General features: G+C 41.5%; 25 protein-coding genes. 23 read left to right on the forward strand and 2 right to left on the reverse strand.

What is annotated here, in order from left to right:
- Window positions 1-26 precede the first annotated feature (26 nt).
- The 4 genes from tsaE to hfq all read left to right on the forward strand — a co-directional run bounded on the left by tsaE (window position 27) and on the right by hfq (window position 3996).
- A complete protein-coding gene (gene tsaE, locus MN200_RS07220; RefSeq protein ID WP_026056383.1) occupies window positions 27-503 on the forward strand; it encodes a tRNA (adenosine(37)-N6)-threonylcarbamoyltransferase complex ATPase subunit type 1 TsaE in 477 nt (158 codons plus the stop codon).
- A complete protein-coding gene (gene mutL / locus MN200_RS07225) occupies window positions 496-2436 on the forward strand; it encodes a DNA mismatch repair endonuclease MutL (protein WP_242760457.1) in 1941 nt (646 codons plus the stop codon). Before tsaE ends, mutL begins: the two co-directional genes overlap by 8 nt.
- Window positions 2437-2442: 6 nt before the next feature.
- A complete protein-coding gene (gene miaA, locus MN200_RS07230; protein ID WP_242760458.1) occupies window positions 2443-3387 on the forward strand; it encodes a tRNA (adenosine(37)-N6)-dimethylallyltransferase MiaA in 945 nt (314 codons plus the stop codon).
- Window positions 3388-3480: 93 nt separating this feature from the next.
- Complete coding sequence (gene hfq / locus MN200_RS07235) at window positions 3481-3996, forward strand: RNA chaperone Hfq (RefSeq protein WP_058869749.1); 516 nt, start codon at window positions 3481-3483, stop codon at window positions 3994-3996.
- 111 nt (window positions 3997-4107) lie between these two features.
- On the opposite strand, the gene MN200_RS07240 is transcribed toward hfq, so the two are convergent.
- Window positions 4108-5412, reverse strand: coding sequence for a peptidylprolyl isomerase (locus MN200_RS07240; protein ID WP_004696818.1), 1305 nt, complete (start codon window positions 5410-5412; stop codon window positions 4108-4110).
- Window positions 5412-7871 carry an LPS assembly protein LptD gene (lptD, locus tag MN200_RS07245; RefSeq protein WP_242760459.1) on the reverse strand — a complete coding sequence of 820 codons (2460 nt, stop codon included), beginning with the start codon at window positions 7869-7871 and terminating at the stop codon, window positions 5412-5414. The genes MN200_RS07240 and lptD overlap by 1 nt, the downstream gene beginning before the upstream one ends.
- Before the next feature lie 121 nt (window positions 7872-7992).
- Here lptD and MN200_RS07250 point away from each other — a divergent pair, with 121 nt between their 5' ends.
- The 19 genes from MN200_RS07250 to MN200_RS07340 all read left to right on the forward strand — a co-directional run bounded on the left by MN200_RS07250 (window position 7993) and on the right by MN200_RS07340 (window position 22941).
- A complete protein-coding gene (locus MN200_RS07250) occupies window positions 7993-9009 on the forward strand; it encodes a phosphotransferase (RefSeq protein WP_058869747.1) in 1017 nt (338 codons plus the stop codon).
- Window positions 9006-9695: an N-acetylmuramate alpha-1-phosphate uridylyltransferase MurU gene (murU, locus tag MN200_RS07255; protein ID WP_058869746.1), complete on the forward strand. Its 690-nt coding sequence runs from the start codon at window positions 9006-9008 to the stop codon at window positions 9693-9695. Before MN200_RS07250 ends, murU begins: the two co-directional genes overlap by 4 nt.
- Before the next feature lie 84 nt (window positions 9696-9779).
- Window positions 9780-10412, forward strand: a complete 633-nt coding sequence (gene rsmG / locus MN200_RS07260) for a 16S rRNA (guanine(527)-N(7))-methyltransferase RsmG (RefSeq protein WP_004984861.1) — start codon at window positions 9780-9782, stop codon at window positions 10410-10412.
- Window positions 10413-10437: 25 nt separating this feature from the next.
- Window positions 10438-11220: a ParA family protein gene (locus MN200_RS07265; protein WP_004696827.1), complete on the forward strand. Its 783-nt coding sequence runs from the start codon at window positions 10438-10440 to the stop codon at window positions 11218-11220.
- A complete protein-coding gene (locus MN200_RS07270) occupies window positions 11217-12104 on the forward strand; it encodes a ParB/RepB/Spo0J family partition protein (protein ID WP_004696828.1) in 888 nt (295 codons plus the stop codon). The genes MN200_RS07265 and MN200_RS07270 overlap by 4 nt, the downstream gene beginning before the upstream one ends.
- Before the next feature lie 36 nt (window positions 12105-12140).
- Complete coding sequence (locus MN200_RS07275) at window positions 12141-12794, forward strand: MotA/TolQ/ExbB proton channel family protein (RefSeq protein ID WP_242760460.1); 654 nt, start codon at window positions 12141-12143, stop codon at window positions 12792-12794.
- Between the two features lie 8 nt (window positions 12795-12802).
- Window positions 12803-13225 (forward strand): biopolymer transporter ExbD, encoded by a 423-nt coding sequence (locus tag MN200_RS07280; protein ID WP_004696832.1) that lies wholly within the window; start codon window positions 12803-12805, stop codon window positions 13223-13225.
- Window positions 13225-14952 carry a lipid A export permease/ATP-binding protein MsbA gene (gene msbA, locus MN200_RS07285; RefSeq protein WP_058869743.1) on the forward strand — a complete coding sequence of 576 codons (1728 nt, stop codon included), beginning with the start codon at window positions 13225-13227 and terminating at the stop codon, window positions 14950-14952. Before MN200_RS07280 ends, msbA begins: the two co-directional genes overlap by 1 nt.
- A 3-nt stretch (window positions 14953-14955) precedes the next feature.
- Window positions 14956-15960, forward strand: coding sequence for a tetraacyldisaccharide 4'-kinase (gene lpxK, locus MN200_RS07290; RefSeq protein ID WP_058869742.1), 1005 nt, complete (start codon window positions 14956-14958; stop codon window positions 15958-15960).
- 8 nt (window positions 15961-15968) lie between these two features.
- On the forward strand, window positions 15969-16730 hold the full coding sequence (gene kdsB / locus MN200_RS07295; protein ID WP_058869741.1) for a 3-deoxy-manno-octulosonate cytidylyltransferase: 762 nt from the start codon (window positions 15969-15971) through the stop codon (window positions 16728-16730).
- A gap of 19 nt (window positions 16731-16749) precedes the next feature.
- Window positions 16750-17733 carry a DNA polymerase III subunit delta' gene (locus tag MN200_RS07300; protein WP_058869740.1) on the forward strand — a complete coding sequence of 328 codons (984 nt, stop codon included), beginning with the start codon at window positions 16750-16752 and terminating at the stop codon, window positions 17731-17733.
- Window positions 17734-17747: 14 nt separating this feature from the next.
- A complete protein-coding gene (locus tag MN200_RS07305) occupies window positions 17748-18089 on the forward strand; it encodes a PilZ domain-containing protein (protein ID WP_058869739.1) in 342 nt (113 codons plus the stop codon).
- A gap of 26 nt (window positions 18090-18115) precedes the next feature.
- Window positions 18116-18889: a TatD family hydrolase gene (locus MN200_RS07310; protein WP_058869738.1), complete on the forward strand. Its 774-nt coding sequence runs from the start codon at window positions 18116-18118 to the stop codon at window positions 18887-18889.
- Window positions 18890-18934: 45 nt separating this feature from the next.
- Window positions 18935-19549: a TetR/AcrR family transcriptional regulator gene (locus MN200_RS07315; RefSeq protein ID WP_004696845.1), complete on the forward strand. Its 615-nt coding sequence runs from the start codon at window positions 18935-18937 to the stop codon at window positions 19547-19549.
- A 12-nt stretch (window positions 19550-19561) separates the two neighbouring features.
- On the forward strand, window positions 19562-20140 hold the full coding sequence (locus tag MN200_RS07320) for a type II secretion system protein (RefSeq protein ID WP_242760461.1): 579 nt from the start codon (window positions 19562-19564) through the stop codon (window positions 20138-20140).
- Between the two features lie 34 nt (window positions 20141-20174).
- On the forward strand, window positions 20175-20576 hold the full coding sequence (gspI, locus tag MN200_RS07325) for a type II secretion system minor pseudopilin GspI (RefSeq protein ID WP_058869736.1): 402 nt from the start codon (window positions 20175-20177) through the stop codon (window positions 20574-20576).
- Window positions 20573-21193: a type II secretion system minor pseudopilin GspJ gene (gene gspJ, locus MN200_RS07330; protein ID WP_004984837.1), complete on the forward strand. Its 621-nt coding sequence runs from the start codon at window positions 20573-20575 to the stop codon at window positions 21191-21193. Before gspI ends, gspJ begins: the two co-directional genes overlap by 4 nt.
- A 78-nt stretch (window positions 21194-21271) precedes the next feature.
- Entirely contained in the window at window positions 21272-22222 is a 951-nt protein-coding gene (gene gspK, locus MN200_RS07335; RefSeq protein WP_234305021.1) for a type II secretion system minor pseudopilin GspK, read from the forward strand.
- Between the two features lie 122 nt (window positions 22223-22344).
- Window positions 22345-22941 (forward strand): 6-carboxytetrahydropterin synthase, encoded by a 597-nt coding sequence (locus tag MN200_RS07340; RefSeq protein WP_004696854.1) that lies wholly within the window; start codon window positions 22345-22347, stop codon window positions 22939-22941.
- The last annotated feature ends 28 nt before the right edge of the window (window positions 22942-22969 follow it).

Here is a 22969-nt window from a genome sequence, read left to right on the forward strand (position 1 = left end):
TTCTTTTGTCACTTGTCGTGAGTATTATGCAGTATTCATTTAATTTAACGCTCAATAATGAACAAGATACCCAAAATTTAGCGCAAATTTTGGCACAGCATTTTACGACGGGTGTAGTGTATTTAATTGGCGATTTAGGTGCGGGTAAAACTACGCTAACACGCCACTATTTACAGCATTTAGGCCATCAAGGTTCCGTGAAAAGCCCCACCTACACCTTGGTTGAACCTTACCAAGTTCAAGGACGTGATATTTTCCATTTTGACTTGTATCGTTTAAACGATCCGTATGAACTGGAGCTAATGGGCATCCGTGACTATTTGGAAACGCCCAATGCACTGTTTTTGTTTGAATGGCCGTCTAAAGGGGGTGATGAGATCCCTGAGGCAGACTTAATTATTGATATTCAAAAATCGGAAGATGAACTGACACGGTCTGCTACCTTAAGTTTTCATTCAGTAGCATTATTACAAGCATTAGAGAGCCAATTAAACAATGCGTGATGATTTAAGGATACGTCGTATTCATACTTTGAATCCTGCTTTAGCCAACCAAATTGCAGCAGGTGAAGTCATTGAGCGTCCAGCGTCTGTGGTCAAAGAGTTACTTGAAAACTCGATTGATGCAGGTGCGACAGAGTTGATTATTCGGGTAGAGCAAGGCGGCAGTACTTTAATTGAAATCATGGACAATGGTCGAGGGATTCACGCTGAAGATCTCCCTTTGGCGGTGATGCGACATGCGACCAGTAAAATCCAAACCGCTGAAGATTTACATGCAATTGTCAGTTTAGGCTTTCGTGGAGAGGCTTTGGCTTCTATTGCAGCGGTGTCGCGTTTAACATTGACCAGTAGTCAAGCGGATGATGGAATTGGCTATCAAGTTGAAGTCAATGGAACTGCATTTGACCGTCAAGAGATTCAGGCTGTAGCTGCACCGAAAGGTACGCATATTCGGGTACAAGATTTATTTTTCAATGTGCCTGCGCGTCGAAAATTCCTCAAAAAACCTGGCACAGAGTTTGGTCATATTGAAGAAATTGTTCGGCGTTTAGCGCTGACGCATTTCGATATTCGTTTTGTGCTTGAACATAATCAAAGCATCAAACTGAACTTGCCGATTGCAGATAGTGGTGAGCTACGTTTTCAGCGCGTACAGCAGTTGCTAGGGCGCGCATTTACTGAAAATGCTTATTGGATGGATGCAGATAGCATCAACATGCGTTTAACAGGTTGGTTGGGACATCCCTCCGATGCGCGGGCTCAGGCTGACTTGCAGTATGTTTATGTGAATGGTCGAATTGTTAAAGATAAAACCATCTCTCATGCGCTGCGTATGGCTTATGATGGTATTTTGCATGGACATCAGCATGCGGGATATTTGCTTTTTCTGGAAGTCGACCCTGAAAATATTGATGTCAATGTACATCCGACTAAACATGAAATTCGCTTTTTAAATCAACGTGAAGTACATGAATTTGTACGTCACTATGCTAAAGATACTTTATCGCAGTTTCAAACGGCAACAGCAGATTTATCTGATGCCATGAAGGTTGCAGAGAATCAAGCTTTGATGTCTGTGCAGCCTCGCTATCAAGAGCCTTTGCAGTTGCATCGTCGTGTTGAGCCTGAACAAGCCGTTGAGCAAGCCCCATCGGATGTGCTCACTGACTTTAGTTCAAGTCAACCACGAGGTGTCCATTATTCGGCGCAATCTTCACGCTATCAGGGCTCACAACAGCTCAATAATGCCTTGCAAAGCTATTTAGCACCACTGCGTGATACGTCATCTGCTGTTGATCAAGCTCAGTCTTTGGCTGATTTTACAGTGCAAAGCCCAAAAGTCGATGAACATCCGTTGGGAATTGCAATTGCACAATTGCATGGTATTTATGTGCTGGCTCAAAATACAGAAGGGCTGATTATTGTTGATATGCATGCAGCGCATGAGCGTATTTTGCTACAGCAAATGAAGTCAGCGTGGGATAAACCAGAGTTTTGGACTTCTCAGCAGTTACTTATTCCCAAAGTGATTAATATCACGCGAATGCAAGCGACACGAGTGGAAGAGCTCAAAGATCAATTGGCGCGTTTGGGTCTTGAAATTGATCAATATGGCGATGAGCAGGTCATTGTTCGTGGTGTGCCTGCGATTTTACATAAAGCCAATTTTGAGGCGCTGGTACCTGAATTACTGAACGATTTGGATCCAAATGATGAAGCGCAGGGCTTACTGCAAAAGCGTGATCAAATTCTAGCGGGTATGGCCTGTCATGGTGCTGTTCGCGCGCATCGCATTTTGGGTCTTTCTGAAATGAATGCTTTGCTTCGTCAAATGGAACAAACTGAATTTGCTAGCCAATGTAACCATGGTCGCCCAACTTGGCGTGCGTTTCCATTAGCTCAACTAGATAAGCTTTTTGCTCGAGGAGAGTAATTGTACATGTCAACTCAATTGCCGGTCATCAATTTAATGGGGCCAACTGCAAGTGGTAAAACTGCTTTGGCATGTCAGCTCTATGAGCAAGGAAATTTTGAACTGATATCTGTAGATTCAGCATTGGTCTTTAAGGATATGGATATTGGTACAGCAAAGCCGACCAAAGAGGAGTTGCTACAATATCCACATCACCTTATCGATATTATTAGCCCATTAGAAGTCTATTCGGCTGCAAACTTTGTTGAAGATGCATGTGGTTTAATTGATGACATGCATGCACGAGGTAAAACCCCGATTTTGGTGGGTGGAACCATGCTCTATTTCAAGGCACTTTTAGAAGGTCTTTCAAGCAATTTACCGAGCGCAGACTATGCTGTTCGTGCTGAAATAGAAGCTAAAGGTGAAAGTGAGGGTTGGTCTGCGGTCTATGCGGAATTATGTAGTGTGGATCCATTGGCGGGCGAAAAATTTAAAGTGAGTGATAAACAACGTATTATTCGTGCCTTAGAAGTTTACAAATTGACAGGGCAGCCCATTACTAAACTTCAAGCTGAACAGCCTAAAAATATGCCTTATCGTTATAATTTTCATAATTATGCTTTGATGCCAGACCGTGCCGAATTGCACCAAAGAATTGCACAACGCTTGAAAATTATGTGGGACATCGGATTTTTGAATGAAGTGGAAGCACTTATGAAAAAATACGATTTAGATGAAAATTTACCCTCTATGCGCTCAGTTGGGTATCGACAAGCACTCGAATTTTTACAGAAAGGAGATGAAACTGTCGAAAAACAACGTGAAATGAAGGATAAAGCACTTTTTGCGACACGACAACTTGCCAAACGTCAATACACTTGGTTAAGATCTTTGCAAGAGGCACATAAATTTACAACGTATTCTACTATCACGCAGGCACAAGAAGACTTGCGAAACTGCTACGGATAAAGCAAAATTTAGCTACTATCTTTTTTATAATTTTTAATTGAAAAATAAAGATAGTTTTTTGCGCTGATTTTTAAATTTTTTTGGAGTTATAACATGTCTAAAGGTCAAACTTTGCAAGATCCGTTCTTAAATTCTCTCCGTAAAGAACGTATTCCTGTCTCTATCTTCCTTGTAAACGGTATTAAGTTACAAGGTCATATTGAATCTTTCGACCAATATGTTGTTTTATTAAAAAATACTGTAAGCCAAATGGTTTACAAGCATGCAATTTCTACAGTTGTTCCTGCACGTAACCCACGTCCTGCTGGTGCACCTGCTGGTGCTGGTCAACAAGGTAGCTTTGGCGGTCAACAAGGCGGCTTTGGCGGTCAACAAGGCGGCTTTGGCGGTCAACAAGGCGGCTTCGGCGGTCAACAAGGCGGCTTTGGCGGTCAACAAGGTGGCTTTGGTGGTCAAGGTGGCTTCGGTGGTCAAGGTGGCTTTGGTGGTCAAGGTGGCTTTGGTAGTCAAGGTGGCTTCGGTGGTCAAGGTGGCTTCGGTGGTCAATCGACTGGTTTTGATGGCGAATCAAAATTTGAGGACACTCAAGATGACGAAAATAATCGTTAATTGATTGTTAAAAAAGCCTCTCACATGAGAGGCTTTTTTATGTCTAATTTTTAGTTTTCGTCCAAGCGAAAAAAAACCAGCATGAACGCTGGTCTTTTTATGTGTTCAAATTTATGACTTGTTGTTCTTACGGTCTAAGTTCGGATCTTTGATTTCGACATAAGCTCTGTTGCGTGTTTCGCGTAACCAGCTATCAAGCTCTGCATCAAATTGACGCTCACCTAAAATTTGACGGGCCATACGTTCTTGGTATTCAGCAGTCATGTCTTGTTGACGTGTTTCAGTCACTTGAAGAATATGCCAGCCAAATTGGGTTTGGAAAGGTTTACTGGTTTGACCTACAGGCGTATTTTTCATGGTTTCTTCAAACTGAGGAACCATCACACCTGGGCTGACCCAACCCAAACTCCCGCCATCACGTGCTGAACCTGTGTCATTAGAGTAGGTGGAAGCTAAGACTGCAAAGTCTTCACCTTTTTGGACGCGGTTATACAAACTTTCGATCATTTGTTTAGCATTTTCAGGACTAACCACTTCAGAGGGTTGGATCAAAATATGGCGTGCTTTGTATTGAGGTACAATCGCTTTTTGCTCAGCCCCTTTGCGTTCAACTAATTTTAAAAGATGTACACCATCACGCACTGTAATTAAATCTGTGGTTTGTCCCACTTGGAGTGGACTCACACGTGCTGCAAGCTCGCTAGGGATGTCAGAAAGTGCTCTAAAGCCCATATCTGCACCTTCAACTTTGGTGCCAGCAGTACTGAACTTTTTAGCAATTGCAGCGACGTCATTGTCGTTTGCTAGAACAGTTTTGACTTGCTTCGCCACAGCGTCAGCATTGTCACCTGAAACACGCACATGTAGCACATGTACTTGATTGCCAAGTGCTGCTTGACCTTGTGGGGTATTTAAGAAGTTTTTAACGTCTTGGTCTGAAATCTGGATACGAGAGGTAACGATTTGCTGGCGTAAACGATTGATGGCTAAATCTTCAGCAACGCGACTACGCAAAGAAGCATAGGTTCCGGGTGCCATTTTATCGAGCTTTTGTTGGAATGCTTCTAGGCTTGTGCTACCGGATTGTTTTGCAACATTTAAAACCGCTTCATTCAAGCTTTTTTCATCAGGTTGAATGTTGTAACGTTTCACTTGCTCAAGCTGAGTCTGACGAATAATCAGTTGCTCTAATGCTTGTTGTGCCAAATATTGCTCTGGTGGAACTTGTTTTTTTTGGCTCTCAAGTTGATGTTTGAGCTCAGCCATACTTGCTTCTAAGTCACTCTTCAAAATGACACTGTTATCGACAACAGCAACAACTTCATCCGACGCATGTACAAAAGTTGGAATAGCGGTTGCGAGAGCTAAAGCCAAAGCACTCGCTTTAAAAAATTGTTTGAACTGTTTTGTCTTCATTAACGGTCTGTCCAAGTCTGATTAATATTGTTAAAGCCTAGAATACGATTTTCTAGTAATGATGAAAGTTTACTGTTGAGTCCGCCTAAGCCTTTAAGTGTAATTTCGGCCATAATTGCACGTTTAGGTTCTACACCTGCAGCATTGACGTCATCCAAGTCGTTATAGTACTCACGACCATAAACGGAGATCCCCCAACAGCAAGACTCGTAATTGACACCAAGGAGGTATTCACGAGCGACATTGTTGTCTAAGTCATATTGAGCGTGGCCCATAATACGCCAGTTGTTATGGATCGGTTGTACAAAAGATGCAACCACTTGGTCGTAATGTTCTTGACGGTCTGCAATTTCTTTACGGTAGAAATAACCAACGTTATAGAGGTTGCCTTTATCACCTGTAAAGTAAAGTTGTAAGTCGCGTTGCGCATTATCGCCATTTGCCATCCATGCTGAATTTGCACCGAGAGTAAAGTTTTGTGAGAGCTGGCTAGATACGCTGACAATCGGACCAGAGTGATTTTCTCTGTCAAAGACATCTGCTGTTTGGTCAAGCGTTACGCGGCGGTCTTCGAAATAATAGCTTTGGCCCACACTGGCTTTTAAGCGCTCTAGACCCACCGTATCAAATAGGCTATAGCTTAAGCCCAGTGACAAGAAGTTATTGTCTTCTAGACGGTCATGGCCATAGAAGCGATTTGCACTAAATAACTGATCATAGTTGATCGATGCTGTTGCAGAGTCAAAGTTTGGTGCGCCATCTTGATTTTTATAGGGTGCGTAAGCATAGAACATGCGTGGGCTTAACGTCTGTAAGAAAGTGCCTTCTTTTTCAAAGGTTAAACCTGCATCAAAAGTCACCTGTGGCACGACATAAGACTTGTCGTTCGATGAGCGGTTGGTGTTGTCAAACTCATTGATGGTGTCTTGATCGTAGAATGTGTTCACATTACGAATAGATACTTCAGGAATGGCGAAAGCCCATGGTGTACGGTAGTTATAGCGTACAGAAAAGTCATTATAGACACGGGTGCCGCTTGGTTCAAAGCTATCGTTGGTATCGCCATCGATAGTCCCAAAGTCCTTTTTAAAGTAAGCCGTATCGTTGTTGAACTCGTATTCTAAGCCCAGTGCATTACCCGCTTTATAGTTGAGTAAGAACTGTGGTAAACGTGCATACGGACGGTCAACGTAGGGTGTGGTTTCGTCTAGTGTTTGGAAGTCTTCAACTTTCAGTTGGGCTTTTAGACCAGGAATTCCATTTTTATAGTTTAACTCCCACGCACGACGCAGGTTTAAGTCTGTCTTGGTGTTTGGGTTATTGCTTAAGTCAGTAAAGTAGTCTTTGTCTGAAGCATAGTTATATTCAAGGTTGGTTGAGAACTGTTCATTGATTTGCCAGTTATGTAAAAAGTGCAAATCTTTACGGTCTTCATCGTCATATTTTCGGTCACCAGCTAAGTACCCCCCCCAAATTTGACCTGAACCAAAGTTTTCGGTCAAATAGCGAAACTCACCCTCAAACATTGGGCCGCGGTCGCTGATGTAGCGTGGCGTAACAGTCGCGTCGTAGTTGGGTGCTAAGTTGAGATAAACAGGCACTGCAAGCTCGACACCACCATCATTGGTGAAGCCAAAACTTGGTGTCAAAATACCGGTAGTACGACGGTCATCAATCGGGAAGTTGAAATAAGGAACAGCGAGAACGGGTACATCTTTAATATAAAGTTTTGTGCCGCGTGTTTCACCACGTCCAGTTTCTTGATTTAACTTAATTTCGTCTGCTTGGATTTTCCATGTTGGCGATTGCTCTGGTGGGCAGGTGCTATAAGTTGCATTTTTTAGCGTAGTGGTCGTTTGTGACTCGCGTAGGATTTGGTCAGCCCGCCCATGCGCATGTTGTTCTTCTGAAATATAGAAACTGTTTTTCAGATCGCCTTGTTGGGTTTTTAGGTTGTAATTGATTTGGTCGCTTTGCGCTAATAAACCACTTTGCGCCATTTGCACACGACCTTCAGCATTGGCAAAGGTCTGAGTCTGGTCAATGGTGATTTTATCGGCACGGATTTGACGACCTTCTTGATCAATCAGGACATTACCTTCAAGAACAGAGTCACCTTGTGGGTTGTAGTGACCATAGTCCGCTGTAATGGTGGATATCGCATTGGCTGCGTCAGCAGCTTTGGTTTCAGGGCTTACAGGGGTTAACCATGTGCCTTGGCAATACGCGGAGCTTAAGTAACGACCTTGGCGCTGTTGAGCTTCAGGAGATGACTTATCAACGTAGTATTGTTCGAAAAACTTTTGCCCAGGATAGCTTTCTTGTAAGGCTTGTTTTAACGATTGTTGTTCGTCTGAAATAGACGTGGTTGGTGTTGCAGCATAGCTTGTGATTGAGCTACCACAAAGAAGGGTAAATATCGCAGTCGCTAAAGGATTAAATTTAAACTGATGCTTCATGTGTCTCATTTACCAAGTATGCTTAAAACGCAATTAATTATTGTCGCATCATAGAGAAAAAGTTGATAAGTGGCTACACTTAGCACTTTAAAAACTCAGCCTGTATTAGAATTTATCGCAAATGAATACACAACGTGAACAATTGATACAAACATGGATTTCATCTGTACTTGGTTCAGATCAATTTGAAATTAACTTTTTAGCAGGCGATGCAAGTTTCCGTCGTTATGCACGAATCAAGTTGAATAATAAAACATTTATGCTGATGGATGCACCACCAGAAAAAGAAGATTGTGTGCCTTTTGTGACGATTGATGAATTTTTTGATACGAACGGTGTTCGTGTACCACATATTGTGGCGAAAGATTTGGAGCAAGGCTTCTTATTGCTTGAAGATTTTGGTGATGTGCTACTGTCTACTCAGCTCGATGACAAGACTGTCGATGCACATTATGAGCAAAGTTTTAAGCAGTTGATTCAATTGCAATCTATTGATGGTGAAGGTCATTTCCCAGCTTATTCTTATGAGAAGTTAATGACCGAAATGTCGCTATTGACAGATTGGTTATTGCCAAGTTTACAGATTCAACCTTCTGATGATGAGTCTGCGCTGATTAAACGTACATTTGCAATTTTAGCCAATGCTGCTTTGGCTCAGCCTCAAGTGATTGTACATCGTGATTTCCATAGTCGTAATCTCATGCTTTTGGTAGATGAGCAAGAGCAAGGCGTAATTGACTTTCAGGATGCTGTGATTGGTGCAGATACTTATGATCTGATCTCAATTACACGTGATGCGTATGTACAGTGGAATCCTGAGCGCGTTTATCATTGGTTTAAAGTGTTTTATGACCTATTGCCAACTTCTGCCAAAGAAGGGCGTGACTTTGAACAGTTTAAGCAAGATGCTGATCTGATGGCGATACAACGTCATATTAAAATTTTAGGTATTTTTGTGCGTTTATTTGAACGTGACGGTAAATCAGGCTATCTCAAAGATTTGCCACGTGTGATGTGGTATTTACTTGAAGAAAGCAAACCTTATGCAGAACTACAACCTTTCATGCAATTTATTTGCGATAAAGTGATGCCAAAATTTGAAGCAAAATATGGCAAATATGAGGTTGTTGCAGCATGAAAGCAATGATTTTGGCCGCGGGGCTTGGCAACCGCATGCGTCCTTTAACACTCTATAAACCGAAACCTCTGCTTGAAGTTGGCGGTAAACCACTGATCGTTTGGCATATTGAAAAACTTAAGCAAATTGGGGTCACAGAGATTGTGATCAATTCTGCGTGGTTGGCCGATGTGTTGATTGATGCACTTGGGGATGGTTCACAGTTTGGTGTGACTATTCGTTGGACGCGTGAAGAAGAGGGGCTTGAAACAGCGGGTGGTATTATTAATGCTCTGCCACTGCTGGGGACAGAACCGTTTATTTTAGTGAATGGTGACGTTTGGACCACTTTTGATTTTGCATCATTGCTCAATGTCGATTTGGGAGAGGATTTTGCGCATCTGGTATTTGTACCAAACCCGACACAACATCCCAAAGGCGACTTTATCTTAAATCAAGGGCGTGCTTATACCTTTGAACAAGAGCAGTCGGGTGAGGCGCTAACTTATAGTGGTGTTGCTGTTATTCACCCACAGATGTTTGAGGGTTTAGAAGCAGGTAAACGTCCACTGGCTCCATTGCTGAAAGAAGCGATGTCTGCTGGAAAAATTTCTGCCGAGAAAATGCAAGCCGCATGGGTGGATGTTGGCACACCTGAGCGATTAAGTGATCTAGATCTACAGATTCGTCAAGGTATGTACGTTTAAGTGCATAATCACTAAGCGTTAGCTACTGTTCCACGGCTGAGAAATCGGTATACTTCAGTTTAATTTTATTGAGATGTCTTCTTTATGCATCCATTTTTTCAAGACTTAAAGCAAGGTAGTCAAAAGCTTGGCTTAGATTTGAGTGAAGAAGCATTAAATTTATTGCTGAAGTATCAAGACGCACTTGTGCTGTGGAACAAAGCTTACAATTTAACAGCGATTCGCGATCCTAAGGAAATGCTGGTGAAGCATTTATTAGATAGTTTAAGTATTTTAAAAGATTTGCCGAAAGGTCGTTTGCTGGATATTGGTACAGGCGGTGGTATGCCGGGCATGATTATTGCTCTATGCCAACCTGAGCGCCAATGTGTTTTGCTCGATTCCAATGGTAAAAAAATTCGTTTTTTAAAGCAGTTTATTGCAGATCTAAAATTAACCAATGTAATTGCAGTTCAAACGCGTGTTGAAAATGAAGATAGCATCCATGATTTGGGTCAGTTTGATGTGATTACCAGTCGTGCATTTGCTTCTTTAACCGATTTTATCAATGCATCGAAGCCTTATATGCACCAAGACAGCATTATTGCATCTATGAAAGGCTTGGTTCCGCATGACGAAGTTGAAGCATTCAAAAACGAATTTAGCTGTGACATTATTGCGTTAAAAGTTCCACGTTTGGACGAACAACGACACTTACTTTTATTAAAACGTATCTAAAAAAATTCAAAGGATTGGGCGGGTCATGGCACAAATTATTGCGATTGCGAACCAAAAAGGTGGTGTAGGTAAAACCACAACCGCAGTAAATTTGGCTGCATCTTTAGCAGTACTTAAAAAGCGGGTTTTATTGGTTGATATGGACTCGCAAGGCAATGCGACCATGGGTTCAGGCATTCAAAAAAATGACCTACTGTATTCAGTGACCGATGTTTTACTGGGTGAAGTACCTATAGAGACTGCGATTACCAAGGCGGAAGTGGGTTATAAGGTCTTGGGTGCAAACCGTGATTTGGCGGGAGTTGAACTTGCGATTGCTGAGCAAGAAGGGCGTGAGTTTATTCTGCGTGATGCGTTGCAAGAAATTGAACAAGCATATGACTACATTATTGTGGACTGTGCGCCAAGCTTAAGCTTGATCACGGTTAATGCATTGGCAGCGGTGGATGGTGTGATGATTCCAATGCAGTGTGAATACTATGCTTTGGAAGGCTTGGCAGATTTAACACAGACCATTGATCGCATTCAACAAGCATTGAATCCTGAGTTAAAAATTATTGGTGTTCTACGCACCATGTATGATGCACGTAACGCGCTGACACGTGATGTGTCTGAAGAATTAGAACAATACTTTGGCAAAAAACTCTATGACACGGTCATTCCACGTAATGTGCGTCTAGCTGAAGCACCTGCGCATGGTTTACCTGTGATTTATTTTGAAAAAAGCTCGAAGGGCGCAGTTGCTTATTTACATTTAGCAGCTGAAATGATTAAGAAAAGCAAAGTGAAAAAAGGAAGTAACGCATGACCGTTAAAAAACGTGGGCTGGCAAAAGGTCGTGGTTTAGATGCCTTACTCGGTTCCATTCAAAAAGAGAAATTACAACTTGAAGCACAAGCTCTTGATCACGGTCAGCTAAAACAAATCGATGTGCATCTATTACAACGTGGTGAATATCAGCCACGTCGTTTTATTAATGAGCAAGACTTACAAGAGTTAGCGGCATCGATTGAAAAACACGGTGTGATGCAGCCGATTGTGATTCGTCCAATTGATAATGAAAAGCACCCCTATGAAATTATTGCAGGTGAGCGTCGTTGGCGTGCGGCTCAACTTGCCGGTTTAACGCAAGTTCCAGCCATTGTTCGTGATTTAACAGACCAAGTTGCAATTGCACTGGCGTTGATTGAGAACATTCAACGTCAAGATCTCAATCCGATAGATCAGGCGATGGCTTTACAGCGCTTCCATGAAGAGTTTGGTTTAAGTCATCAAGAAATTGCAGACACGGTAGGCAAAGCGCGTACCACAGTGAGTAATTTGCTGCGTTTATTAAGTCTAGCTGAGCAAGTTAAAGACTTTATGCAACAAGGTTTGCTGGACATGGGACATGCTCGTGCCATTTTGACTTTGAAAGGGAAAGATCAACTGAAAGTCGCAGAATTGGTGATAGAGAAAAGTTTATCCGTTCGCCAAACTGAACAATATGTTCGTGATCTCAATGCGCCGAAACAAGAAAAATCGAAAACGGAAATTGCACCAGATCTTCAACAATTGACACAGCGCTTAACAGATCGTTTTAGTGCAAATGTCAAAATTGATCATAATAAACAAGGGAAAGGCAAGCTCACGATTCATTATCATTCACTAGATGAGTTGGATGGTATTTTGAATATTTGCTTAGCTGAATAATTTTATTTTCTATTTTTAAATACTTGGGGAAGTGTTATGTGGGAATTGGTAAAAGCAGGTGGGTGGCTTATGCTGCCCCTTGTGCTCTGTTCGATCTTTACTGTTGCGATTAGCTTAGAGCGTTTTATTCGCTTAAAGAAATCCGCTATTTTACCGAAAGATTTGCTATTAAACCCAGCGCAAAGCGTACAAATGGTTTTGCCTAAACTTAAACAAAATCAGGATTTACAGGCAACGACATTGGGTCGTATTTTGGAAGCTGGTTACCAAAGTAAGGCACAAGGTGAACAGTTTGCACGTGCGCAGATGGAAGCAACAGCTTCTCAAGAAATTGGTTATCTTGAAAAAAATATCAATTTTTTAGGAACATTGAGCGCTGTCGCGCCTCTTTTAGGATTGTTGGGGACGGTACTCGGGATTATCGAGTCATTTTTAATGATTGATATTGGGAATAGTAGTAATCCAACACTGATGATTCCGGGGATTTCTAAAGCACTGATTACAACAGCGGCAGGAATGTTCATTGCGATTCCGGCACTATTTGCTTATCGTTATTTTCAGCGTTTGGTTCAAGAATATGTTGCTGAATTAGAACAGCAATCGACTTTATTTCATGCGGCTTTATTTTATAAGCAAACAGAAACTGTGCTTGAAAACCAAGATGATGTTGTTGTGAAGCAAGCGAGCTAAGGTGAAGTATGAAATTCAAACGTTCACAAGTTGAAGATGTTCATATTAACCTTACACCAATGATTGATTGCTTATTATTTATTTTGGTGTTTTTATTGCTGACCACCACATTCAATCAATTTAGTCGTATGAATTTAACCTTGCCCGATGCGCAAGGTGTTCCACCGAAAACATTTGATCATAAAATTGAAGTGGTGGTAGATTCCACAGGGCATTATTCAATTAATGGTCAGTCTATTGCATCGAAAGATGTTTCAGAATTAAATACCGCAATTAAACAGATTTCCAATGACCGTCGTGATCTAATGTTTGTGATTGCTGCGGATGCAAAAGCAACCCATCAGGATGTGATCCGTGTGATGGATGTGGCTGGTCAGTTGGGATTTGTAAATATCAATATTAGTACCAAAGTGCCTTCTCGAGGTTATTAGTGAAACACGATTTTAAAGTTTATCTACGTCTACTGAGCTATTTAAAACCGTATTGGGGCGTAGCGATTCTTGTGGTGATTGGTTTTGCTATGAATGCGGCGACAGAAGTTTCTGTCGCTAAATTACTTGAAAAAATTATTGAAGCGATTCAACACCGTGATCAAGGTTTTACGACATTGTTCCCAATTTTGGTTGTTGTGGTAATGTTCTTTCGTGGGCTGGGTTTGTTCATGGGAGGCTACTTTACAGCGGTCATTTCCAGAAACTTGGTCTTTAATATTCGCCAAGAAGTCTTTGCCAAATTATTGCGTCTTCCTTCGCAGTATTATCTAGACAATAACAGTGGTCATATCACTGCGAAAATTATGTATAACGTGGAGCAGCTTACAGCCGCATCTACAGAGTCATTAAGAACTATTGTTCAGCAAGGTCTAATCACTCTTGCATTGCTCGGTTACCTTATATATAGCAACTGGCGTCTGACTTTGTGTATTTTGATTTTTGCGCCACTGATAGGTTTGCTTATTCGTAAAGCAGCAAAGCGTATGCGTAAGCTTTCCATTCAAGTCCAAGACACCATGGGGGATGTCAATCACGTGGTACAAGAGACAGTCAATGGTCACTTGGTGGTAAAAGGCTTTGGTGGTCAAGGGTATGAGCAACAACGTTTTAAAGATACCTCATTGGAGAATTTACGACGCGGTTTGAAAATGGTGGTTGTGCAACAGCTCAATAGTCCAATTGTACAGTTGATTATGTCCGTTGCTCTGAGTATTGTGATGTGGATCGCACTACGCCCAGAAATTTTGCAAGATACCAGCGCGGGTCAATTTGTGGCGTATATTACTGCAGCAGGTATGTTGAGTCGGCCAATTAAAGCATTGACTGATGTGAATGAAAAAATTCAACGGGGTATGGCGGCAGCACATTCCGTCTTTGAAATTTTAGATTTGCCTGAAGAAAAAAATACTGGGACTTTAACTCCAGTATTGAAAGGTAATATCGACTTTAAAGATGTGAACTTAGTTTATGTGGATGGTTATCAAGCGCTGCATGATTTTAATCTGAGTGTCAAAGAAGGTGAGACGATTGCTTTAGTGGGGCGTTCTGGTGCTGGTAAAACGTCTCTAGTAAATTTACTGGTGCGTTTTCAAGATACGACCTCGGGCCAAATCCTCTTTGATGGTATCGATATTCACGATATTGAAATCAATAGTCTGCGTACCCAAGTGGCAATGGTCAATCAACAAGTGGTTTTATTTAACCGCACTGTGCGTGACAATATTGCCTATGGTCAGCTTGAAAATGCCTCGGATGAAGAGGTGATTGCGGCGGCAAAAGCGGCCTATGCGCATGACTTCATTATGGCTTTACCACAAGGCTACAACACCAAGTTAGGTGCACAAGGCCTTAATTTATCGGGCGGTCAACGTCAACGTATAGCCATTGCTCGTGCGATTTTGAAAAATGCGCCTGTGCTGATCTTAGATGAAGCTACCAGCGCGCTTGATAATGAATCAGAGTACTTTATCCAGCGTGCTTTCGATGCTGCAATGCGAGATCGTACCACGATTGTGATTGCACATCGATTATCCACCATTGAGAATGCGGACCGTATTGTGGTGATGGATAAAGGGCGTATAGTAGAGCAAGGTACACACGCTGAACTTATTGCAAAGCAGGGTGCTTACTATCAGCTACATCAGCGTAATTTTGAGGAAAACTAAGTCATGTCAGGTGCACAGTTTATTCAGGATGCTTGGAACTCACAGGCAAAGTGGTTAATTGTGCTTCGTCCGCTGTCTTGGTTATATCGTGGCGGTTTTCTATTAAACCGCAAGTTGTATCGGTGCAATATTAAAAAAGCGTATACGGCTCCTGTACCTGTTATGGTGATTGGTAATATTACTGTGGGTGGGAGTGGCAAAACCCCTCTGCTCATTCACTTGGTGAGTTATCTGCAAAGTAAGAATATTCGAGTGGGTGTGATCAGTCGTGGTTATGGTGCCAAGGGCCCATTTCCGACTATGGTGGATCTGAACTCATTACCTGAAAATGTAGGTGATGAACCAACACTCATTGTGCAATCTACTGATGTGCCGATGGCAGTGGGTCCCAACCGCCAAGAAAGTATTGAACTGCTTTTATCTCACTATCCCATTGATTTAATTATTAGTGATGATGGGCTTCAGCATTGGGCATTGAATCGTCAAATTGAATGGATTGTCCTAGATAATAATCGTGGACTTGGTAATGAAAAGTTATTGCCTGAAGGTTATTTGCGAGAGCCGAAGTCTAGACTGGATCAAGGCATAGTGATTGAACATGCAGATCATCCTACTCGTACTATGCACATGCACTTAGAAGTTGCAGAGCCTTACCTGTTGAATAGTACTGAGGCAAAAGCATTCAATCCACAAGATGATTTTTATGCGGTCGTGGGGATAGGTTTTCCGCAGCGCTTTTATCGTACTTTAGAGAGTATGGGAGTTCAGCAGTTCCAGTGTCATGAGTTTGCTGATCATTATGAATATGAGTTAGAGGATTTGGTTTTTGATGATGCCAATCCTATTATTACCACTGAAAAAGATGCAGTGAAAATTTTAGCGCTGCTCAAACAAAATCCTAGTTTTGCCCGTGATATTTGGGTTGTTCCTGTCGATGCAGTGTTATCGACGGCGTGTTATGACACCTTACATCAACAGCTCGCCGCTGTAGGTATTGAAATTTCTTAAGGTCTTTTATGAAGCATATTGTTATTCCTGCGCGTTTCGCAAGCACACGTTTATCTGGAAAACCACTCCTTAAAATTCATGGCCGTGAAATGATTTTACGGGTCGTTGATCAGGCGAAGAAAGTGGAAGGTTTTGATGATCTCTGCGTCGCAACGGATGATCAGCGAATTTATGATCTTTGCATGGCTGAAGGCGTGGATGTAGTGTTGACCTCAGCGGATCATCCTTCGGGAACAGACCGCCTAAGTGAGGTGGCGAAAATTAAGGGTTGGGCCAGCGAAGATATCATTGTTAATGTTCAAGGTGATGAGCCGTTATTGCCAGCGGCTTTGGTCAAGCAAGTCGCGCAACTTTTAGAGTCACAAGCAGATTGTTCAATGTCGACCTTGTGTGAACCAATTCAGCATTTAGATGAATTTAAACGTGATAGCATTGTTAAAGTGGTGATGTCGAAGTACAAGCAAGCACTTTACTTTAGTCGTGCTACTATTCCATATGACCGAGATGCTGCAAAACAAGTGGAGCAAACGTTGCATGAACAAGCCTTCCGTCATTTGGGTTTGTATGCTTACCGCGTGAAATTACTTCAAGAATATGTGACATGGGATATGGGTACACTCGAAAAGCTCGAAAGCCTAGAGCAACTACGTGTTTTGGAAAATGGACATCGTATTGCCATTGATATCGCAGAAGCGAACTTGCCGCCAGGTGTGGATACACAAGAAGATTTAGATCGTTTAAATGCCATGGATGTGGCTCATTTTGCATAATAGAACTTAGGTTGTATACATGAAGCAAACGCTGCCTGAGCAGATTTATCCGTGGCATCAAAATGTTTGGGAAACTTTAACCACACGCTTTCCTAACATTGGTCATGGCTTATTGTTTTATGGTAAAAAAGGTTGTGGTAAAGAGACTTTTGCTGAGCAGTTTCTTGCTTGGGTCTTATGTGCTAAGCGGCAGCCAAATCATTTGGCCTGTGGGGAGTGTGGAAGTTGTCAGTGGTTAAAGGCGGATACACACCCCAATTATGTGCACATCACTACCGATGAAGACAATAAGAAACAAAATGCTAAGATCAAAATTGAGAAAATTCGTGATCTGCTGCCTTTTGTGCAGCAAACGGTAGACGGTTGGCGCGTCATCATTATTGAACCAGCCGAAGCTTTAAATACAGCTTCAGCCAATGCTTTATTGAAAACGCTTGAAGAACCAGGTGATCGTGTTGTTATCATTTTATTGGCAGATCATTATTTAAAACTGCCTGCAACCATTCGCAGTCGTTTGCAACATTTTGCTTTGGATCGCATAAATGAACAGCAAGCAGAGCAATTTTTAAATCAGCATTTGTCCCATAGCGATTTGGCACAGCAACATTTATTGATGAATTTGTCCAATCATATGCCGTTGCAGGCAATTACATTGTCCGAGAGTGAATGGATTCCTCAACGTGCTGAATTTTTAAAAGATTGGCAAAAGTTGGTGATGGATAAAAATATGCCGATGGTAATTGCTACCAAGTGGAATAAAGCGCTGACATTTAGTGATTTTAGTCAAATGTTTGAGTACTTGTTGTCAGATTTGATTTGTGTCAAGCTAAATCAGCAATTAAAAAACACTGACTTGGATTTCAGTGTGCTGGCAGAACGGTATTCACTTGAAACTTTGTTTTCAATTTATGCTGATTTGCAACAGTCAAAACAATATATTGAACAAAACGTACAAACTAATTTAGTGCTCGACCAATTGTGTATTCGGTTGATGGATGTTTAAAACAGGGGAATTTTATGCAACCACGTATGGGCGGAATCATTCAAGCCAATATTCCAGATAAAGCAACGTTATATGCAAGCTACATGCCTTTTGTAGTTGGTGGTGGTTTATTTATTCCATCCAAACAACCTGTAAAGATGGGAGAGGAGGTCTTTGTTTTGGCAACATTGCCAGAGCAAGCACAGAAAATTCCTCTAACAGGCAAAGTGATTTGGATTTCGCAAAAGCAAAATGGAATCAAACTCCAAGGATTTGGTATTCAACTTTCTGGGGAGAAAGGGGTTTATTACAAATCAGAAGCGGAAAAGTTGCTAGCAGGTCTTAAGTCTGAAGGGCGAACTAGTTACACTATGTAATTAAGTATATCAAGTAGGAAACGCCTGTGTTTGTAGATACGCACTGCCATTTAACCATGCTAGATTTAACGCCTTATGATGGGGATTTGGATTTAGCATTAGCGCAAGCACGTGCAGCGGGCGTTCACCGCTTTATGAGTATCTCGGTTGATCTTGATGATTATATTGAGCTAGCAAAAATTGCGGCAAGGCATGACGATGTGGGCTATAGCGTCGGGGTGCATCCTTGTGAAGATCCTGAAACCATGGCTCGTGCAACCACAGACTATTTAATTGAGTTGGCACAGCCTGAAAAAGTTTGGGCAATTGGTGAGACTGGGCTCGATTATTTTCATAGTACAGATTTCATCGCTGAGCAAAAAGACTGTTTTGCACGACATATTTATGCTTCACAAGCCGTAAAGAAACCAGTTGTTGTGCATACCCGTTCTGCCAAGCATGATACTGTCGATATTATTCGCGCCGAAAAATCGACCCATGGAATTTTGCATTGCTTTACAGAAGACTGGGAAACGGCCAAAGCTGTTTTAGACCGCGGTTACTATGTGTCATTTTCAGGGATTGTATCTTTTAAAAATGCGCAAGACCTGCGTGATGTGGCGAAGCAAGTTCCTTTGGATCGCTTATTAATTGAGACGGATAGTCCTTATTTGGCACCGATGCCATATAGAGGAAAGTCTAATGAGCCAAAGTACGTTCCTTATGTAGCCAAAGCCTTGGCAGATGTATATGATAAGTCCTTGGAAGAGATGGCTTTCATCACAACACAGAACTTTGAAAACCTTCTCAACATGAAGTAAATAAATTGAAACGATAAAAGCGTATAAGAGAGTACTAGGGTGAAAATGGATCGTCAGGCTCAGTTTCGAGCAAGAGAAGCGTTAATTTTCCAAGTGGCTGAACAGTTGCTTTTAGAAAATGGCGAAGCAGGGATGACCCTTGATGCATTGGCTGCGGAATTAGATCTAGCAAAAGGTACGCTTTATAAACATTTTCAAAGTAAAGATGAACTCTATATGTTGCTCATTATTCGTAATGAGCAAATGTTGCTTGAAATGATTAAAGATACAGACAAGCAGTTCCCTGAACATCTTGCTTTTTTTATGTTACATCATTTGCATCATCCTGAACGCACTGTGCTGTTTCATCAAATAGAAGAGCGATTATCGACCACGGGTGTTGGGATCTATCATTTATTTACTGAACTTTATCAAATTCGAAAGCAACGTCTACGTTTAATTATTCGTATGACCGAGCGGTATTTGGAGTCGATAGAGAGTCAAATGACAGTACGTGATTATTTGGCATCGATTTGGTCTTTGACGCATGGTGCAGCTGCGATTTTGAACTCTAGTTTTTATCAACGGTATTTGGGTTCGCGTGATACTTTGCGCGTGGCTTACATTGACCAAGCTCTGGCGATGCCTAAACAAACGGGCGCAGCAGGATATCTTGCTTAGCGGATAGGATGTATGAAACAGAAACCACCTTCAAGGATTCAAGGATTTACACTGGTTGAATTGATGGTGGTTATTGTTATTATGGCCATTATGGCCATTATGGCGTCATTGGTGATGTTGAATATCAATGGGGTCGACCAACGTAAAGCAGCGCAAGCCCGTGATTTTTTTATCATGGATGTACAGAAAATTGCACGTGAGGCAAATGACCAAGCACGTGTTTTGGCACTAGAGGTTCATCCTGCGACCGATGTGGCTGATTTTTCTTATGCTGTTGTTGAATATAAAAATCCTCAATTTACCATACCCACAGAACAACAAAATAATGCAATGCTGAATCAACAAAAATGGCAAAAATATAATGAGTTCCCGCAGCAAGTGTTAGCTAAAAATGTTTCTTTTGCTGTGCAATCCTTAGACTATGATGTTTCCCAAGCCCGAAACGATGATTTAACCCAAGAGAATGCACCTAAACTGATTTGGTTGGGGAATGGCGAAGCAAAACCTGTTCGTATTCAATTTTATTATGCCAATGAGCCCGTCGGTGCAGAAATTGAAATTGATCATTTGGGTAAAATAAATGCGAGCTAAAGATTTAAAGAATAGTCTGCCGGCTTGCGCTCGGATGAAACATTATTTCATTAATCCTCGCTCAGGATTTACATTGCTGGAAGTGATGGTGGCACTGGCTATTTTTGCTACAGCAGCGGTCGCTTTAACCAAAGTGGGTATGCAATATACTCAGTCTACAGCCCATGCCATCTTGCGTACCAAGGCACAATTTGTTGCCTTGAATGAAATTTCTATGATGGAAATCAATCGTGATTGGCTACAAGGCACGGCCTCTAAACAAATCACCCAACAAGGTGAAACTTGGCAAATTGATAAATCAGCGCAAGCAACGATTAGTGCTAATGTGCAACGCGTCAATGTACAGGTGAGCTTGGTGAATACTGAAACTGGAAAAGTAGATTCGGGTGTTACGAGTTTAGTTTTTTTTAACCATCGTGATGGAAGCCAACCATGACAAAACGCTCAGGCTTTACTTTGGTTGAGTTATTGGTGGCAATCGCGATTTTTGCTGTGCTTTCAGCTTTGGGTTGGAAGGTTTTTGATTATCTGATCAAGATTAAAGAACGTAATACCCAACATGAACAGCGCTTAGGTCAGCTACAAGAAGCATATCAACAAGTGTTACGTGACACGGTGCAAATTGTACCAATTACTGCCAATGTTGCGGGGCAGGTTCAACCCGCAGTCATGTTGCAAAATGGTCAGTTAACCTTTAGTAAAACTGGCGTGACTGATCCTTTGATGCAAGGCATACCGCCTGAAGAGCGAGTTGAATATATTTATAAAGCAGATGAAAAAAAACTGTACCGTTATAAATATAAAAATTTAAATCAAACCGGTAATGATCAACCTGAAACCAGTGTTTTACTTGATTCAGTTGATCAATTTCAAATTATGTTACTCAATCCCAATGAAATGGCACAATGGCCTGAGGTGGCATTGAGTGAAAATGATGTAACTCAGGCAAAAATACTACCGCGCGGTTTAAAAATAAACCTCACTGTCAATGAAGTGAGTTATGAATGGGTGTTTAGTTTATTAAATACAGACTTTTTAAAACAAAAAAATTAAGTTGCAGGATATGAAACTCACGGACTCTATGCAAAACCATTTTTCCTTAAATGTCTTCGTTGTAAATAGGTGGATGTTTTGAAGCGCTCTCAGCATGGCATTGCATTGATCACCATTTTGGTGATGGTGGCTTTAGCAACCATCCTTGCGGCTACGATTGCGCAACATCAGCGCAATACCGCAGAGAGTACGGGTTATTTAATGCGACAAAACCAAGCTCTGTTATACGCAAAAAGTGCTGAAGCTTTTTTTTCTGAGCTGTTGGTGGATGATGCTCAAAATGCAGCAGAGGTCGATCATCTACAAGAAACGTGGGCGAAGCCCATGCCTGCTTTTCCAGTGGAAGATGGTTTTGTTTCTGGGCGTTTAGAAGATGAGTCAGGAAAATTTAATTTAAATGCTTTAGTTAAGTCGGATAAAAAGCCGAATGAGGCTGCAAAACTTTGGTTTGAAAAACTGTTGGTACGTGTGGGGTTGCCTGCGCAACTTTCAGAAGCAGTGATTGATTGGCAAGATGAAGATGATGAAGTCAGTGGCCCGATGGGTGATGAATCTGCTTATTATCAAAGTTTAGCTCAGGGTTACTTGGCGCCAAATCGTGCTTTTTATAATGTTGAACAGTTGAAGTTGGTGCGTGGGTTTGAGGGGCGTAACTATCAACTGATTGCACCTTATGTGAGTGCTTTGCCGAATAATGAATTAAAGGTGAATGTAAATACTGCACCTGCATTGGTATTGGCCAGTATTGACCCGAAACTGGATATATCTGCCATTCAAAACATGCAAAAACAACAACAGGCCAGCCTTAAACATTTTTCTAATGTCAGCGAGTTGTGGGAAATTGATCCGTTTAATCAGATTGAAGAAGAGCAACGGGCTGCTGTTAATGATTTTCTAGGTGTTCAATCCAATTATTTTAAAGTAAGAATAGAGGTGATGCTCAATGAGCGTAAACGTCAATTCAGTAGTGATTTGGTGCGAAAAGAACAAACAGTTTATGTGGCATATCGAAGTATGGCACCGTTTTAAACGTCGTTGGGCAGGTTGATATGATTTGTCAATCGACTTCAACAATAAAATAAATGAGCATAGGTTAACTTTTGCTTTATAATTAAAGTCAATTCTCAGAAAGTTTGATTGCATTACGGCATATGTTAATTCGTAAGTTATTTAAGTTTGAAAATGCCCATATTGTACGCAATTGTACATCGGATCGTTGTAAACGCTCCATTCATGGTCATAGTTATAAAGTTGAATTACTCCTCAAAGCATCGAAATTAGATCATGGTCAAATGGTTTATGACTTTGGCTTGCTGAAAGGGGTGATTAAAGACCTTTATGATTCTTTTGATCATGCAATTTGTTTTTGGCAAAACGATGATCCAGAATATATCCAAGCATGTAAAACATTTAGTGCACGTTGGGTGTCGCTGCCTGTTTCGCCATCGGCTGAACAATTTTCACGTATTTTCTTTTATCTTGCACAACAAGTACTCGCGTCGACCGTGACTCAAAACGGTGAAGGCGATGTAGAAGTGTACTCGGTGATTGTGCATGAGACTGATACGGGCTATGCGCAGAGTTTTATTGAAGATATTGAAAATACACAGATGGGGCTTTTAGATTTAAGCCAGATCGAGTTTTCAGAACAAATCCAAGCAGAATGGGCGGACACTGAAATGTATACCAAATTAAAAGAAGGTATCCAATTTCACAATCCGAATGTAGAATTGCAAGTCAAACTGTGAAATTTGTCACGGAATATACAGTAAGGGA

Origin of the sequence: Acinetobacter sp. LUNF3 (genome assembly GCF_022699605.1) — a bacterium.
Lineage (GTDB): Bacteria > Pseudomonadota > Gammaproteobacteria > Pseudomonadales > Moraxellaceae > Acinetobacter > Acinetobacter johnsonii.

Bases quoted from the DNA above. Each gene is read 5' to 3' on its own strand.
- lpxK (WP_058869742.1), top strand. From the start codon at position 14,956: ATGTCAGGTGCACAGTTTATTCAGGATGCTTGGAACTCACAGGCAAAG.
- MN200_RS07300 (WP_058869740.1), top strand. From the start codon at position 16,750: ATGAAGCAAACGCTGCCTGAGCAGATTTATCCGTGGCATCAAAATGTT.
- MN200_RS07265 (WP_004696827.1), top strand. From the start codon at position 10,438: ATGGCACAAATTATTGCGATTGCGAACCAAAAAGGTGGTGTAGGTAAA.
- miaA (WP_242760458.1), top strand. From the start codon at position 2,443: ATGTCAACTCAATTGCCGGTCATCAATTTAATGGGGCCAACTGCAAGT.
- mutL (WP_242760457.1), top strand. From the start codon at position 496: ATGCGTGATGATTTAAGGATACGTCGTATTCATACTTTGAATCCTGCT.
- MN200_RS07340 (WP_004696854.1), top strand. From the start codon at position 22,345: ATGTTAATTCGTAAGTTATTTAAGTTTGAAAATGCCCATATTGTACGC.
- MN200_RS07250 (WP_058869747.1), top strand. From the start codon at position 7,993: ATGAATACACAACGTGAACAATTGATACAAACATGGATTTCATCTGTA.
- MN200_RS07305 (WP_058869739.1), top strand. From the start codon at position 17,748: ATGCAACCACGTATGGGCGGAATCATTCAAGCCAATATTCCAGATAAA.
- MN200_RS07280 (WP_004696832.1), top strand. From the start codon at position 12,803: ATGAAATTCAAACGTTCACAAGTTGAAGATGTTCATATTAACCTTACA.
- MN200_RS07320 (WP_242760461.1), top strand. From the start codon at position 19,562: ATGAAACAGAAACCACCTTCAAGGATTCAAGGATTTACACTGGTTGAA.
- hfq (WP_058869749.1), top strand. From the start codon at position 3,481: ATGTCTAAAGGTCAAACTTTGCAAGATCCGTTCTTAAATTCTCTCCGT.
- lptD (WP_242760459.1), bottom strand. From the start codon at position 7,871: ATGAAGCATCAGTTTAAATTTAATCCTTTAGCGACTGCGATATTTACC.
- MN200_RS07240 (WP_004696818.1), bottom strand. From the start codon at position 5,412: ATGAAGACAAAACAGTTCAAACAATTTTTTAAAGCGAGTGCTTTGGCT.
- MN200_RS07315 (WP_004696845.1), top strand. From the start codon at position 18,935: ATGGATCGTCAGGCTCAGTTTCGAGCAAGAGAAGCGTTAATTTTCCAA.
- MN200_RS07275 (WP_242760460.1), top strand. From the start codon at position 12,141: ATGTGGGAATTGGTAAAAGCAGGTGGGTGGCTTATGCTGCCCCTTGTG.
- tsaE (WP_026056383.1), top strand. From the start codon at position 27: ATGCAGTATTCATTTAATTTAACGCTCAATAATGAACAAGATACCCAA.
- rsmG (WP_004984861.1), top strand. From the start codon at position 9,780: ATGCATCCATTTTTTCAAGACTTAAAGCAAGGTAGTCAAAAGCTTGGC.
- gspI (WP_058869736.1), top strand. From the start codon at position 20,175: ATGAAACATTATTTCATTAATCCTCGCTCAGGATTTACATTGCTGGAA.
- MN200_RS07270 (WP_004696828.1), top strand. From the start codon at position 11,217: ATGACCGTTAAAAAACGTGGGCTGGCAAAAGGTCGTGGTTTAGATGCC.
- gspJ (WP_004984837.1), top strand. From the start codon at position 20,573: ATGACAAAACGCTCAGGCTTTACTTTGGTTGAGTTATTGGTGGCAATC.
- kdsB (WP_058869741.1), top strand. From the start codon at position 15,969: ATGAAGCATATTGTTATTCCTGCGCGTTTCGCAAGCACACGTTTATCT.
- murU (WP_058869746.1), top strand. From the start codon at position 9,006: ATGAAAGCAATGATTTTGGCCGCGGGGCTTGGCAACCGCATGCGTCCT.